This window comes from Brevundimonas vancanneytii, assembly GCF_901421975.1.
In the GTDB taxonomy this organism is placed as follows: domain Bacteria; phylum Pseudomonadota; class Alphaproteobacteria; order Caulobacterales; family Caulobacteraceae; genus Brevundimonas; species Brevundimonas diminuta.
This window is the reverse complement of record NZ_LR588407.1, coordinates 1,629,695-1,642,517: the sequence shown is the minus strand read 5'-3', so window position 1 is coordinate 1,642,517 and position 12,823 is coordinate 1,629,695. Positions and strand designations below refer to the sequence as shown.

The following is a 12,823-nucleotide window of genomic DNA, read 5'->3' as shown; positions in this document are numbered from 1 at the left end:
TCTGTCGGCCGCCGCGTCGCCGGGCGCAAGCCTGCTTGGACTTTGGTCGAGATTCCGCGCACTGTGGCCCTCTGTTTGAACGGCTGACGCCGCGTAAGGAAAGGCCGACCGTGCCCGCCGACCGACCCGCCAGGGGCGACAGCCCCGAAATCGCCGCCGAGGCGCTGAAGACGGGCCGTCTGGTCATCCTGCCGACCGAGACGGTCTATGGGCTGGCGGCCGACGCCTCCAACCCTCAGGCGGTGGCGCGCATCTTCGAGGCCAAGGGGCGGCCGCGCTTCAATCCCCTGATCGCCCATGTCGCCAACGCCGTGGACGCCGAGGCTATCGCGGTGTTCGACGCCAAGGCGCGGGCTCTGGCCGAGGCCTTCTGGCCGGGACCGCTGACCATTGTGGCCCCGGTGCGCGATCGCGAGCGGGTGTGTGATCTGGCGCGGGCGGGGCTGGACAGCGTGGCCGTGCGCGTGCCTGGCCATCCGCGCGCGCGGGCGGTCATCGGCGCCTTCGGCGGGCCGGTCGTCGCGCCCTCGGCCAACCGTTCGGGACGGCCCAGCCCGACGACTTTCGGCGACGCTCTGGAAGAGACGGGCCAGGCCGTCGGTGCGGCGGTAGACGGCGGCCCCTGCGCGGTGGGCGTGGAGAGCACCGTCGTCTCGGTGCTGGACGGTCAGGTCGCCCTGCTGCGTCCCGGCTCCGTCACGCGCGAAGAGATCGAGGCGGTCGCCGGGCCGCTGGCCGAAGGCGGGCAGGGGCGCCGTTCGCCCGGCCGTCTGGCCCTGCATTATGCGCCCGACGCTCCGGTCCGGATCGAGGCGGACGGGGCGAGGGACGGCGAAATCCTGCTGGGCTTCGGCGCGGGCGTCGGCGATCCGCGCTGGAGCCTCAGCCCGAGCGGCGACCTGCGCGAGGCTGCGGCCAATCTGTTCCGCTTGCTGCGTGAGGCGGATCGCTCAAAGCCTTCCGGGATCGCGGTGTCGCCCATTCCGACCAAGGGATTGGGCGAGGCGATCAACGACCGTCTACGGCGTGCGGCGGGCTTCGTCGGCTAGAGGAACCGCGCCTTTACATCCACGCTTGAGGCCTTGCCGACCTTGGGCAGGCAGGTCTCAAGCCAGGTGTCGGCCGCTGTCCGGCCGTGCTGTTTCAACTCGTTCAGATAGCTCCACTCCGTGTCGAATTTGGAGTGAAGCGACTGGCCTCCCAGCCATTCGTCGGCCTCGATGACGTGGATGCGGATGCCGCGTCGACGGTCTTCGCCGGGCTTCAGCTTGCCCTCGGCGATCAGGTCCTGAACGAATGCGACGGCTCTTAGTTCGGCGACCAGCGGGGCGTTGAAGACGATCTCGTTCAGACGGTCGTTGATGTCGCCCGCCTCGCGCGGCGTCTCGTTACGCTGGAACGGATTGAGCGGCAGCAGCAGGATATCGTCCGGCGTGTCGGTATAGAACAGCGGCCACAACGCCGGATTGGCCAGGTATCCGCCGTCCCAATAAGGCTCGCCCTCGATCTCTACCGCCTGAAACAACTGGGGCAGGCAAGCCGAGGCCAGCAACACCTCGGGCGCCATTTCCTCGGATCTGAAGATGCGCGAACGGCCCGCACGCACCGCCGTCGTCGAGACGAACATCTGGATGGATGAGGCGCGCAGGGCCTCGAAATCCACCGCCGTCTCCAGCACCCGTCGCAGCGGGTTCAGGTTGAACGGATTGAAGGAATAGGGGCTCATCGACAGGGCCAGGGTCTGCCCCGCCTGCCACATCGGCGTGCCCTTCAACCAGTCAGGCGTCAGGGCCTTTGACCAGACGGCGCTGTCGCCGAAAACGTTGCGTCCGCCGGACTGGTTCACCTCGCGCCACAGCAGGTCCAGCGCCTCGCGTCCGCCCTCGACGCCGCCACGCTCCAGCCCGGTGATCAGGGCGGCCGCGTTCATCGCCCCGGCTGAAGCGGCCGTGACGGCGCGCACGTCTAGAACATCGGCTTCCAGCAGCCGGTCCAGCACGCCCCATTGGAAGGCGCCGTGGGCTCCGCCGCCCTGCAGGGCCAGACAGACGGGTTTGCGTTTCGCCATCAGCCTCTCCGTCTTTCGGCCCATGCTGGCGCCATCGAAGCTATTGCGCGGTCCAGCCGCCGTCGACGGAGAAGTGGGCGCCGTTGGCCGAGGCGCCGAGATCCGACGCCAGATAGAGGAAGATGCCTGCCAGTTCGTCGGTCGTGACGAAGCGCTTGGTCGGTTGCGAGCCGAGAATGACGTTCTTCATCACGTCTTCCTCACTCATGTTGCGGGTGCGGGCCTGATCCTGAATCTGCTTGGCGACGATCGGCGTCTCGACGAAGCCGGGGCAGATGGCGTTGCAGGTGATGTTGTCCTGGGCCAGCTCCAGCGCCACCGTCTTGGTGAAGCCGATCACGCCGTGCTTGGCGGCGACATAGGCGGACTTGAACGGGCTGGCGACCAGGCCGTGCGCCGAGGCGACGTTGATGATCCGGCCGCGACCCTGGGCCTTCATGATCGGGATAGCCGCCTTGGTGGCGTAGAAAGTCGAGGACAGGTTGATGGCGATGATCTTTTCCCACGCATCGGCGGGGAAGTTCTCGACCGCTTCGACGTGCTGGATGCCCGCGTTGTTGACCAGGATGTCGAGGCGGCCCAACTCGCGCTGCGCCGTGGCGATCATGTCCTCGATCTGATCCGGTTGGGTCATGTCCGCGGGGTGATAAAGGACGCGCACGCCGGTTTCGGCAGCCAGGTCCGCGCGTGTCTTCTCGATGGCCTCGGCGTCGCCCAGGCCGTTCAGCATCACGTCGCCGCCGCATAGGGCCACGGCCCGCGCAAACGCCAGACCGATACCCGAGGTCGAGCCGGTGACGACCGCGACGCGGCCTTTGAGATCGTTCATCGCGAACATGACAGAAGGAACCCGTGGAAGATGTTGCTGCAACGCAACCTAACCGCAGTCGTTCAATCTGGCGATCAGGAATTTCCTTCCCTGATGAATATCCAGTCTGTGTCCGTCGAAAGATTCTTGTCGAAGCGATAGCCGTCACGATCGAAGGCTTTCAGATCCTCGACCTTCTCCAGCCTATTCTCGATGGCGAAGCGGGCCATGCCGCCGCGGGCCTTCTTGGCGTAGAAGGAGATGATGCGGGCCTCGCCGTCCTTCTTTTCCTTGAAGTGGGGGGTCACGACCGGCAGCTTCAGCGCCCGCGCATCGACCGCGCCGAAATATTCGTGGCTGGCCAGGTTCACCAACGTCTGCTCGGCCAGTTTTCCAGCGTCTTCGTTCAGGCGCAGCGAAATCCGCTCGCCCCAGAAGTCGTACAGGGTGGAGCCACGCTTGGTCTTCAGACGGATGCCCATTTCTAGCCGATAGGGCTGAATCGCATCCAGCGGCCGCAGCAGACCATAGAAGCCCGACAGGATGCGCAGGTGATCCTGCGCCCAGTTCAGGTCGTCGACCGACAGTGTGCGCGCCGACAGCCCGTCATAGACATCGCCGGCGAAGGCGAAGACGGCCTGGAGCGCGCCTTCCGATGCATCGTTGTCGAAGGCCTGGAAGCGCTGATAGTTCAACTCGGCCAGGGCGTCGGAAATGGACATCAAGCGACGCAGGTCCGCACGGCTGAGTTCGCGCGTCACCTTGGCCAGTTCGGCGGTCTCATCGGCGCATCGCCTCGGCGTCACGGGGGCGTCGATGGCGGGCGGATTGAAGTCCAGCTTTTTGGCCGGGGACAGGACGATCAACAAGACGATCGACTCCGTATGCGTCTCAAGAGCGGGCCTCATAGGCCGCTTCCACGAGGTTTTGAACCGCGAGAAACGTCACATACGGTCGCAAGCCCTCAAAAAAGAACCGCTGGATTCATGATCCGCTGCGGATCGATGGCCCGACGGATCGCCTGCATCATGGCGACCTCAAGCGGCGATTTATAGCGACGGGCCTCGTCGGTTTTCAGCCGCCCCAGCCCGTGTTCAGCCGAAATCGAGCCGTCATAGCGAGCGACCACATCGTGGATGACCTCGGACCCTTCCATCCAGCGCGCGATGAAGGCGGCCACGTCCTCGCCCACGCCGGGGATCACATCATAGTGAAGATTGCCGTCGCCGACGTGGCCGAAGACCGACACCCGGCAGCCGGGATGGAATTTTTCAACCGCCGCCGTCGCCTCGTCGATGAAGTCCGCGATTCGCGAGACGGGAACCGAGACGTCGTGTTTCCATCCGCCGCCTTCGGGCTTGAGGGCGGCCGAATGCTCTTCGCGCAGACGCCAGAATTCAGCCTTCTGGGCGTCGTTCTGGGCGATGGCGGCGTCGACGATCAGGCCTTCCTCGAAGGCGGCGGTCAGCAGGCGCTCCATCGCCGCCTCGGCGCCGTCCGGCTCGCCCGAAGTCAGTTCGATCAGCACATACCAGGGCGGCGTGGTTTCCAGCGGTTCGCGCGTGTCGGGGATGTTCTTCAGCACCAGACTCATGCCCAGCCGCTTCATCAACTCGAAGGCCTCGACCCCGCCGCCGGTCTCGGCCTTGGCGCGGGCCAGCAACACGACCGCGTCGTGGTGGCTCTCCAGTCCGACGATGGCCGTGGCGCGGCTGCGCATGATGGGAAACAGCTTCAGCGTCGCGGCCGTAATGACGCCCAGGGTGCCTTCGGCGCCGATGAACATCTGCTTCAGATCATAGCCGGTGTTGTCCTTGCGCAGTCGCTTCAGGCCGTTGAACACCTGACCATCGGGCATGACCGCCTCGATGCCCAGCACCAGGTCGCGCATCATGCCGTAGCGCAGGACGGCGGTGCCCCCCGCATTGGTCGAGATGACGCCGCCGATGGTGGCCGACCCCTCGGCCGCGAGGCTGAGGGGGAAGAAGCGGCCCTTCTCCTTGGCCAGTTCCTGCGCCTCCAGCAGGGTCACGCCCGCCTCGACCGTCATGGCGTCGTCCAGCGGCGTCACTTCGCGCACGGTCCGCAGCTTGCGCGTGGACAGCAGCACCTCGCCGTAAGGGATCTGGCCGCCGACCAAGCCCGTGCCGCCGCCTTGCGTCACTATGGCTGTGCCGTGACGGGCGCAGATCTCGACGGCGCGGGCGACTTCCTCGGTCGTGCGCGGTTGCAGCAGTAGCGGCGTTTCGCCGGTCCAGCGGCCGCGCCACTCAGTCAGCCACGGCGACATCTCGGCGGCGTCTTGCGTCCAGGCCCCGGGCAGGGCGGCCTTGAGTTCAGCGAGGGATTCTGGCGTCGGGAGGGTCATATCGGCCTTGTGGCAAAAGGCGGCCCGTGGTGGAAGCGCAAAACCATGCCTTCTGGCGGTCAATTTGGGGGCAAAACATGATTCCGACACCGGCCGTGGGCGTGGTGTGCCTGAAAGGCGACGAAGTGCTGCTGATCCGTCGCGGAGCGCCGCCGCGCGTGGGCGAATGGAGCCTTCCCGGCGGCCGCTTGGAGCCCGGCGAGCGCCTGGCCGCCGCCGCTCTTCGCGAACTGCGAGAGGAAACCGGCGTCGAGGCGGATCTGATCGGCCTGATCGATGTTGTGGATGGGCTGTTTCCAGAGGCGGGGCGACATTATGTTCTGATCGACTACGCCGCGCGCTGGACGTCGGGCGTGGTCGTCGCGGGCGATGACGCCGCCGATGCAGGCTTTTTCCTGCTCGAGACGGCCCTGACCATGGTCGACTGGGAAGAGACGCGACGCATCATTCGTATGGCGCGGCGAATGGCTGACGCGGATGTCATGCTGACGGAACCGGATTCTGTGGCGTGACGCACCCTGGGCGGCTAAGCTCTTTCTCCAACCGGAGGGCCTAATGAATTTTTCGCTGATTTTCTTTGTGATGTTCGCAGTCTTTGCGATCATCTTCCTGTTCAGCGTGATCAAGATCGTGCCGCAAGGCCGTGAATTCACGGTGGAACGGTTCGGTAAATACACCAAGACCCTGACGCCAGGCATCCATATCCTGACCCCGTTCGTCGAGCGCATCGGCCGCCGCATGAACATGATGGAGCAGGTGCTGGACGTGCCGACCCAGGAGGTCATCACCCGCGACAACGCCATGGTGAAGGTCGACGGCATCGTCTTCATTCAGGTGATGGACGCGGCCAAGGCGGCCTATCGCGTCGACGACTTGACCTACGCCATCGCCCAACTGTGCATGACCAATCTGCGGACCGTGGTCGGCTCAATGGAGCTGGACGAGGTGCTGAGCCAGCGCGACAGTATCAACACCCGCCTGCTGCACGTTATCGACGCCGCGACCGAGCCGTGGGGCATCAAGGCCAACCGCATCGAGATCAAGGATCTGACGCCGCCGGTGGACATCACCAACGCCATGGCCCGTCAGATGAAGGCTGAACGCGAGCGCCGCGCCGTCATCACCGAGGCTGACGGCGAGAAGCAGGCCGCCATCGCCCGCGCCGAGGGCGCCAAGCAGGCGGCGATCCTGGAAGCTGAAGGTCGTCGCGAGGCCGCCTTCCGCGACGCCGAGGCCCGCGAGCGTGAAGCCGAGGCTGAAGCCAAGGCCACCGCCATGGTGTCGGAGGCGATCGCCCGCGGCGACGTCAACGCCATCAACTACTTCGTGGCCCAGAAGTATGTGGAGGCCTTCGCCGAGCTGGCCCGCAGCCCGCAGCAGAAGACGGTCATCGTGCCGTCGGAAATGGGCGCCCTGGTCGGCACCATTGCGGGCGTCGGCGAACTGGTCGGCTTGGCCAAGGAACAGCAGCAGGTCCGCACGGACGCGCGTCAGGCTGCGCCGCGCGCCGCGCCGCGTCGTTCGAGCGGCGCCGTGCCGACGACGGAGTAGGGCATGGACTGGTTCGTCTCCCTCTACGCCTCGCAGCCGTTCTGGCTGTGGCTGGCGATCGGCGTCGTCCTGCTGGGCATAGAGGCGGCGGCTTCGACCGAGTGGCTGCTGTGGCCGGCGGTGTCGGCAGGGCTGACGGCCCTGTTGTCCGCCCTGGCGCCGCAGCTGGGTCTGCCGGTCGAGATCGGCGTCTTCGCGGCGCTGACGGTGGCCTCAACCGTCCTGTCGCGTCGTCTGATCAAGCGGGTGAACCCCAAGGATCAGCCCGACATCAATGATCGCGACATCCGTCTGGTCGGCGAGCGCGCTCGGGTGGTCGAGGCTTTTGTCGGCGGGCGCGGCCGGGTCTTCGTATCGGGATCGGAATGGCCGGCCGAGATCGAAGGCGCTTCGCCCCTGGCGGGCGAGAGCGTCATCATCGAATCGGTGTCGGGGCCTCTGCTGAAGGTGCGGGCGCTCTAGCGTCCGCGCATTTCCGCCACGCCGCGATTGGCCAGGCCGTCGGCCCGCTCGTTCAGGGCGTGGCCGGCGTGGCCTTTCACCCAGTGCCATTTGACCTCGTGGCGGTTGCGGGCCTCGTCCAGGCGCCGCCACAGGTCTTCATTCTTGACCGGCTTCTTGTCTGCGGTCTTCCAACCGCGCGCTTTCCAGCCGCGAATCCATTCGGTCACGCCTTGCATGACGTATTTGCTGTCGGTGTGCAGATCGACGCGGCAGGGACGCTTCAACGCCTCCAACGCCATGATCGCGGCCATCAGCTCCATGCGGTTGTTGGTCGTCAGGGACTCGCCGCCCCAGAGTTCCTTCTCGTGACCTCCTCCGGTTTGCAGGATCGCCCCCAGCCGCCGGGGCCGGGATTGCCCTTGCAGGCGCCGTCGGTGTGGATGATGACGTGATCGTTGAGACTCATGGCCGCGATGCGTACAGCGTCCCTTGGCGCGTCGCCATCACTCAGCCTATATGACGCACAACAATCAGTCGGTGGGGCCGCGTCTCGGTGAGTCCCCTTGAGGAGGTATCGCCATGGGCTCCATGAGCATCTGGCATTGGGCCATCGTCGTCGTCGTCGTGCTGGTCCTGTTCGGCGGCCGCGGCAAGCTGTCGGGCATCATGGGCGATGCGGCCAAGGGCATTCGCGCCTTCAAGGACGGCCTGAAGGACGACACGGGCGCCAAGGACAAGGAAGCTCCGGGCGCCTTGCCGCGCACGGACGCCGAAAAAGAAGAACTGAACCGCTGATCCTCGCCGGAAGACGCTGAATCATGGGTGGTCTTGGCCCCGGAATCGGCGGGTTCGAAATCCTTGTCATCGGTCTGGTGGCCCTGCTTGTCGTGGGGCCTAAGGACTTGCCCATGCTCATGCGCCGGGTCGGCCAGTTCGTCGGCAAGGCGCGCGGCATGGCCAATGAGTTTCGCGCCAGCTTCGACGAAATGGCGCGCCAGTCCGAGCTGGACGACCTTCGCAAGGAGGTCGAGGCGTTGCGGTCGGGGCAGGGGATGTACGCCCTGGGCGCCGAGGCGGACGAAGCCTTTAAGGACATTCGCAAGGAGCTGGAGGCGCCGATCGAAGCGCCGGCCGTCCCTGCGCCTGCCGTGCCGGTCGCGGACGAAGCCGCTCAGCCAGTGGCCTCGGGTGTCGATGAATGGCCGGATACCGCTTCGGACGCCGTTGCGCCTGAATCTGCGCCCAAACCCGTCGCCAAGCCGCGCGCCAAGAAGGCGGCCGCCGCCCCTGCCGACGGCGCCAAGACCAAGGCGCGCAAGCCGGCCGCCAAGCCTGGGCTGAAAGCTGACGCCGCTCGTCCCAAGGTCACGCGCACCAAGAAGGTTGATCTATGAGTCGCGCTGAACACGATGAAGCCGAGATCGAGGCTTCCCGCGCGCCCCTGATGGATCACCTGATCGAGTTGCGTTCGCGGCTGATGATCTGCGTGGTCGCTTTTGTCATCGCTTTCATCGGCTGTTTCGCCTTTTCTGAGACCCTCTATCTGTTCCTGGTGAAGCCCTATGTGGTCTCGGCCGCCTTCCACCAGACGGTAGGGGCTCACGGCCATGTGTCGCCGTTCAGCCTGATCCTGGGCACGGCCGGGCTGATCCCCGTGCCGGACGTGGATCACAACAGCGTAAAGCTGATCTACACCGCGCCGCTGGAGATCCTGTTCACCAAGATGAAGCTGGCGGGGCTGGGCGCTGTCATTGTGGCCTTCCCGGTCTTGGCTTGGCAGCTGTACCGCTTCGTCGCGCCGGGCCTGTATCGCAACGAGAAGGGCGCCTTCCTGCCCTTCCTGATCGCCGCGCCGGTGCTGTTCCTGCTGGGCGCGGCCCTCGTCTATTACGTCATGCTGCCGTTCGTGATGTGGTTCTCGCTGAGCCAGCAGATCATCGGCGAGGGCGTGGCGGCCGAACTTCTGCCTAAGGTGTCGGACTATCTGAACCTGGTGACGGCGTTGATCTTGGCCTTCGGCCTGTGCTTCCAGCTGCCGGTCGTGATGACCCTGCTGGGGCTGGCGGGCCTGATCAACAGTCAGATGATGGCCAAGGGGCGCCGCTACGCCATCGTCGCCGTGGTCGTGGTCGCCGCCGTGGTCACGCCGCCCGATCCGATCAGCCAGCTGATGTTGGCTGTGCCGATGGTCCTGCTCTACGAGGTCTCCATCTGGTGCGTCCGCATCATCGAACTGCGCCGCAAGAAGGCCGATGCCGCTGACGGGCTGGCGGCCTGACGGTCTCGGAGCAGCGCTCCTGGGCGGCTCTTCCTGATGGATAAGACAACACGAAAAAGCCCCGGACGCCGAACCGTCCGGGGCTTCTTGTTTCGGACTGATCCGGAGATCAGCAGCTGTAGTACATGTCGAATTCGACCGGGTGCGGGTGCAGTTGCAGCCGGGCGACCTCTTCCTGCTTCAGCGTGATGTAGGCGTCGATGAAGTCGTCATCCATGACGCCGCCCTTCTTGAGGAAGGCGCGGTCGGCGTCGAGCGCCTCAAGGGCTTCCTTCAGCGAACCGGCGACTTCCGGGATCGAGTGACGCTCTTCCGGCGGCAGGTCGTACAGGTTCTTGTCGGCGGCCGCGCCCGGATCGATGCGGTTCTCGATGCCGTCCAGGCCCGCCATCAACAGGGCCACGAACGTCAGATAGGGGTTGCCCATCGGATCGGGGAAGCGGGCTTCCAGGCGCTTGGCCTTGGGCGAGGTGACGTGCGGGATGCGGATCGAGGCCGAGCGGTTGCTGGCCGAATAGGCCAGCTTCACCGGCGCCTCATAGCCCGGCACCAGACGCTTGTAGGAGTTGGTGGTCGAGTTGGCGAAGGCGTTGATGGCCTTGGCGTGCTTGATGACGCCGCCGATGTACCACAGGCATTCCTGCGACAGGCCGGCGTACTGGTCGCCGGCGAACTGGGGCTTGCCGTCCTTCCAGATCGACATGTGGACGTGCATGCCCGAGCCGTTGTCGCCGAACATCGGCTTGGCCATGAAGGTCGCCGACTTGCCATAGGCGTGGGCGACGTTGTGGATCACGTACTTATACAGCTGCATCCGGTCGGCCATGGTCAGCAGGTCGCTGAACTTCAGGCCCAGTTCGTGTTGCGCCGGGGCGACTTCGTGGTGGTGCTTCTCAGGGTCAAGGCCGAGATCCCGCATGACCGCCAGCATCTCGCCGCGCAGATCCTGGCCGGAATCGACCGGGTTGACCGGGAAGTAGCCGCCCTTGGTCGACGGGCGGTGGCCCAGATTGCCCTCGGCGTATTCGGCGCCCGTGTTGGCCGGCAGCTCGCTGGAGTCGAAGCTGTAGCGGGTGTCGTGCGGCGCGGTGTTCCAGCGCACATCGTCAAAGACGAAGAACTCGGCTTCCGGGCCGAAGAAGACGGTGTCGCCCACACCCGACGACTGGACATAGGCCAGGGCCTTCTTGGCCATCGACCGGCTGTCGCGGTTGTAAGGCTCGGCCGTGTCCGGGTTCAGGACGTCGCAGAACAGGAACAGGGTCGTCTGCTGATAGAACGGGTCGATATAGGCGCTCGACAGGTCCGGCTTCAGCAGCATGTCGGACTCATTGATGGCTTTCCAGCCCGCGATCGACGAGCCGTCGAACATGGTGCCTTCTTCCAGAAAGTCCTCGTCCACCATGCCGATGTCGAAGGTCACGTGGTGGACGCGGCCGCGCGTGTCGGTGAAGCGAAGGTCGACGTACTGGACGTCCTTGTCCTTGATCTCTTGCAGGATCTTGTTGGCGGCGCTCATGGGGGGAGGTCCTGTAGCTGGGGAATTGAAATCGGCCGCCCCGAGAGGCGGCCGTCAGACTAGATGGCTTGGGCGCCGGTTTCGCCCGTGCGGATGCGGATGACGTCTTCGAGGGTGGTGATGAAGATCTTGCCGTCCCCGATCTTGCCGGTGCGGGCGGCGTTCTGAATCGTCTCGACCACGGCAGGGGCCAGGTCATCCGCCACCACGACCTCGATCTTGATCTTGGGCAGGAAGTCGATGACGTACTCGGCGCCGCGATAGAGTTCCGAATGGCCCTTCTGGCGGCCATATCCCTTGGCCTCCAGCACGGTCATGCCCTGCACTCCGATGTCCTGGAGAGCGTCTTTCACTTCATCCAGCTTGAACGGCTTGATGACGGCTTCAATCTTCTTCATGGCGGATCCCGAGCCGGCTCCTTTGTTGGTCCGACGCTCGGGTGGTAAAGGGACATTGCATTGCACAATATGGCAAGCGATTTTCGTCCGTTGAGGCCTTCCGTGAACGGAAATCCACATGAAGTCGCATAACGACCCCGGCGAATGGCGCGATCGCCTGCCTTGGCCTGCCACTGAGACCCACAAGCACATGCGCGGTCGTCTGGGCGTGGTGTCGGGCGGCGCGCTGTCGACCGGCGCGGCGCGGCTGGCGGCGCGGGCCGGGCTGCGAGGCGGCGCTGGGCTGGTGAAGGTCTTCTGCCCGCCGGACGCCGCCGTGGTTCTGGCGCCCAGCCTGGAGGCCGTGATGCTGGCCGCCTTCACCGGGGCGGAGCAGCTTCAGGCCCTGGCGGAGCCGATGGATGCCGTCGTCATCGGTCCTGCGGCGGGATTGACCGACGCCACGGCGCACAACCTGATGGCCCTGGCGCGAACGGGGGCGGCCCTGATCGTGGATGCGGACGCCTTGACCCTGTTTCAGGATCGACCTCAGGAGCTGTTCGCCCTGCTGGATCGCGACGACGTCCTGACCCCGCATGAGGGAGAGTTTGAACGCCTGTTCCCGGGGCTTTTGGCCGCGGCGGGGCGTGAGGCGGCGGCGATGGAGGCCGCGCGTCGCGCAGGGGCCGTCGTGGTGCTGAAAGGGGCCGCAACCGTCATTGCGGCCCATGATGGGCGCTGCACGGTCAGCACGCATGGCTCCCCCTGGTTGGCGACGGCGGGCAGCGGTGATGTTTTGGCAGGCCTGATCGGCGCCCTTGTCGCACAGCATATGGACAGCTTCGACGCCGCCTGCGCGGCGGCGTGGATGCATGGCGATGCGGCCCGACGTTTCGGGCCGGGGCTGATCTCGGAAGACTTGCCCGACTTGATCCCGGTCGTTCTCCGAGGATTGGCTGAAATCTGAGCGACAGGGTCGGAACGGGCGTTCCAGCTGGACAATAGCCAGCATCACCTGCATGACATCGGCATGCAAAAACAACGGTTTTCAAAGCTAAAGGCGCTGGGGCTGATCGCCCTGGTCATCGTGTCGCCGTTGGCTGGGGCCGGGGCGGCCTTTGCGCTTTCGAATTGGAATGCGGGCGTTTTCGGCGGCGCCTTCGCCGTCGCCGGGCTGACGTCAGGATTTCTGATGCGCCTGCCGCGCGTCCAGGCGGCGCTGCGTCTTCTTCTGCCTCAGCCGGTTGAGTGAGACGTCGTTTTCAGAAAGACCTTGGTGCGGATGAGAGGACTCGAACCTCCACGCCTCGCGGCGCCAGAACCTAAATCTGGTGCGTCTACCAGTTCCGCCACATCCGCATAGGTTCGCTTGAGGCTGTAGGCGAGGGCGGTGATTTGGGCAATCCCGTC

Annotated in this window: 15 protein-coding genes, 1 tRNA gene and 1 pseudogene; 9 read left to right on the top strand and 8 right to left on the bottom strand. The window is 65.4% G+C overall.

Features of this window, described 5'->3' with window-relative positions:
• Positions 1-110: 110 nt before the first annotated feature.
• Positions 111-1,049 (top strand): L-threonylcarbamoyladenylate synthase, encoded by a 939-nt coding sequence (locus tag FGL25_RS08125; RefSeq protein ID WP_138141419.1) that lies wholly within the window; start codon positions 111-113, stop codon positions 1,047-1,049.
• Here FGL25_RS08125 and FGL25_RS08120 read toward each other — a convergent pair.
• The 4 genes from FGL25_RS08120 to FGL25_RS08105 all read right to left on the bottom strand — a co-directional run bounded on the left by FGL25_RS08120 (position 1,046) and on the right by FGL25_RS08105 (position 5,244).
• Entirely contained in the window at positions 1,046-2,068 is a 1,023-nt protein-coding gene (locus tag FGL25_RS08120) for a patatin-like phospholipase family protein (RefSeq protein WP_138141418.1), read from the bottom strand. The genes FGL25_RS08125 and FGL25_RS08120 overlap by 4 nt on opposite strands.
• 40 nt (positions 2,069-2,108) lie before the next feature.
• Entirely contained in the window at positions 2,109-2,906 is a 798-nt protein-coding gene (locus FGL25_RS08115) for a 3-hydroxybutyrate dehydrogenase (protein WP_138141417.1), read from the bottom strand.
• A gap of 65 nt (positions 2,907-2,971) precedes the next feature.
• The gene (gene yaaA / locus FGL25_RS08110; RefSeq protein WP_138142416.1) at positions 2,972-3,745 is read right to left on the bottom strand and encodes a peroxide stress protein YaaA; all 774 of its coding nucleotides are present in this window, start codon (positions 3,743-3,745) and stop codon (positions 2,972-2,974) included.
• A 95-nt stretch (positions 3,746-3,840) separates the two neighbouring features.
• Positions 3,841-5,244: an FAD-binding oxidoreductase gene (locus tag FGL25_RS08105; protein ID WP_138141416.1), complete on the bottom strand. Its 1,404-nt coding sequence runs from the start codon at positions 5,242-5,244 to the stop codon at positions 3,841-3,843.
• A 77-nt stretch (positions 5,245-5,321) separates the two neighbouring features.
• On the opposite strand from FGL25_RS08105, the gene FGL25_RS08100 reads away from it, so the two are divergent.
• The 3 genes from FGL25_RS08100 to FGL25_RS08090 all read left to right on the top strand — a co-directional run bounded on the left by FGL25_RS08100 (position 5,322) and on the right by FGL25_RS08090 (position 7,257).
• Positions 5,322-5,756, top strand: coding sequence for an NUDIX hydrolase (locus FGL25_RS08100; protein WP_138141415.1), 435 nt, complete (start codon positions 5,322-5,324; stop codon positions 5,754-5,756).
• Between the two features lie 70 nt (positions 5,757-5,826).
• Entirely contained in the window at positions 5,827-6,795 is a 969-nt protein-coding gene (locus tag FGL25_RS08095) for an SPFH domain-containing protein (protein WP_374558818.1), read from the top strand.
• A gap of 3 nt (positions 6,796-6,798) precedes the next feature.
• Positions 6,799-7,257, top strand: coding sequence for an NfeD family protein (locus FGL25_RS08090; protein ID WP_003164811.1), 459 nt, complete (start codon positions 6,799-6,801; stop codon positions 7,255-7,257).
• Here the strand turns inward: FGL25_RS08090 and rnhA are convergent.
• Positions 7,254-7,705: pseudogene (gene rnhA, locus FGL25_RS08085) on the bottom strand (ribonuclease HI). The gene FGL25_RS08090 and the pseudogene rnhA overlap by 4 nt on opposite strands.
• A gap of 113 nt (positions 7,706-7,818) precedes the next feature.
• On the opposite strand from rnhA, the gene FGL25_RS08080 reads away from it, so the two are divergent.
• Genes FGL25_RS08080 through tatC form a run of 3 tightly spaced genes read left to right on the top strand, consistent with a single transcriptional unit; the run spans position 7,819 to position 9,517 of the window.
• Positions 7,819-8,034, top strand: a complete 216-nt coding sequence (locus FGL25_RS08080) for a twin-arginine translocase TatA/TatE family subunit (RefSeq protein WP_003164813.1) — start codon at positions 7,819-7,821, stop codon at positions 8,032-8,034.
• Positions 8,035-8,057: 23 nt separating this feature from the next.
• The gene (tatB, locus tag FGL25_RS08075) at positions 8,058-8,633 is read left to right on the top strand and encodes a Sec-independent protein translocase protein TatB (RefSeq protein ID WP_138141414.1); all 576 of its coding nucleotides are present in this window, start codon (positions 8,058-8,060) and stop codon (positions 8,631-8,633) included.
• A complete protein-coding gene (gene tatC / locus FGL25_RS08070) occupies positions 8,630-9,517 on the top strand; it encodes a twin-arginine translocase subunit TatC (protein WP_003164815.1) in 888 nt (295 codons plus the stop codon). The genes tatB and tatC overlap by 4 nt, the downstream gene beginning before the upstream one ends.
• Before the next feature lie 109 nt (positions 9,518-9,626).
• On the opposite strand, the gene glnA is transcribed toward tatC, so the two are convergent.
• Both glnA and FGL25_RS08060 read right to left on the bottom strand, forming a co-directional pair.
• A complete protein-coding gene (gene glnA / locus FGL25_RS08065) occupies positions 9,627-11,036 on the bottom strand; it encodes a type I glutamate--ammonia ligase (RefSeq protein WP_003164816.1) in 1,410 nt (469 codons plus the stop codon).
• A 59-nt stretch (positions 11,037-11,095) separates the two neighbouring features.
• Positions 11,096-11,434, bottom strand: a complete 339-nt coding sequence (locus tag FGL25_RS08060) for a P-II family nitrogen regulator (RefSeq protein ID WP_046653933.1) — start codon at positions 11,432-11,434, stop codon at positions 11,096-11,098.
• Positions 11,435-11,552: 118 nt separating this feature from the next.
• Between FGL25_RS08060 and FGL25_RS08055 the strand changes: the two genes are divergently transcribed.
• Positions 11,553-12,380: an NAD(P)H-hydrate dehydratase gene (locus FGL25_RS08055; RefSeq protein WP_138141413.1), complete on the top strand. Its 828-nt coding sequence runs from the start codon at positions 11,553-11,555 to the stop codon at positions 12,378-12,380.
• 63 nt (positions 12,381-12,443) lie between these two features.
• Entirely contained in the window at positions 12,444-12,665 is a 222-nt protein-coding gene (locus FGL25_RS08050; protein WP_138141412.1) for a hypothetical protein, read from the top strand.
• Positions 12,666-12,687: 22 nt separating this feature from the next.
• Here FGL25_RS08050 and FGL25_RS08045 read toward each other — a convergent pair.
• Positions 12,688-12,772, bottom strand: a tRNA-Leu gene (locus tag FGL25_RS08045).
• Between the last annotated feature and the right edge of the window lie 51 nt (positions 12,773-12,823).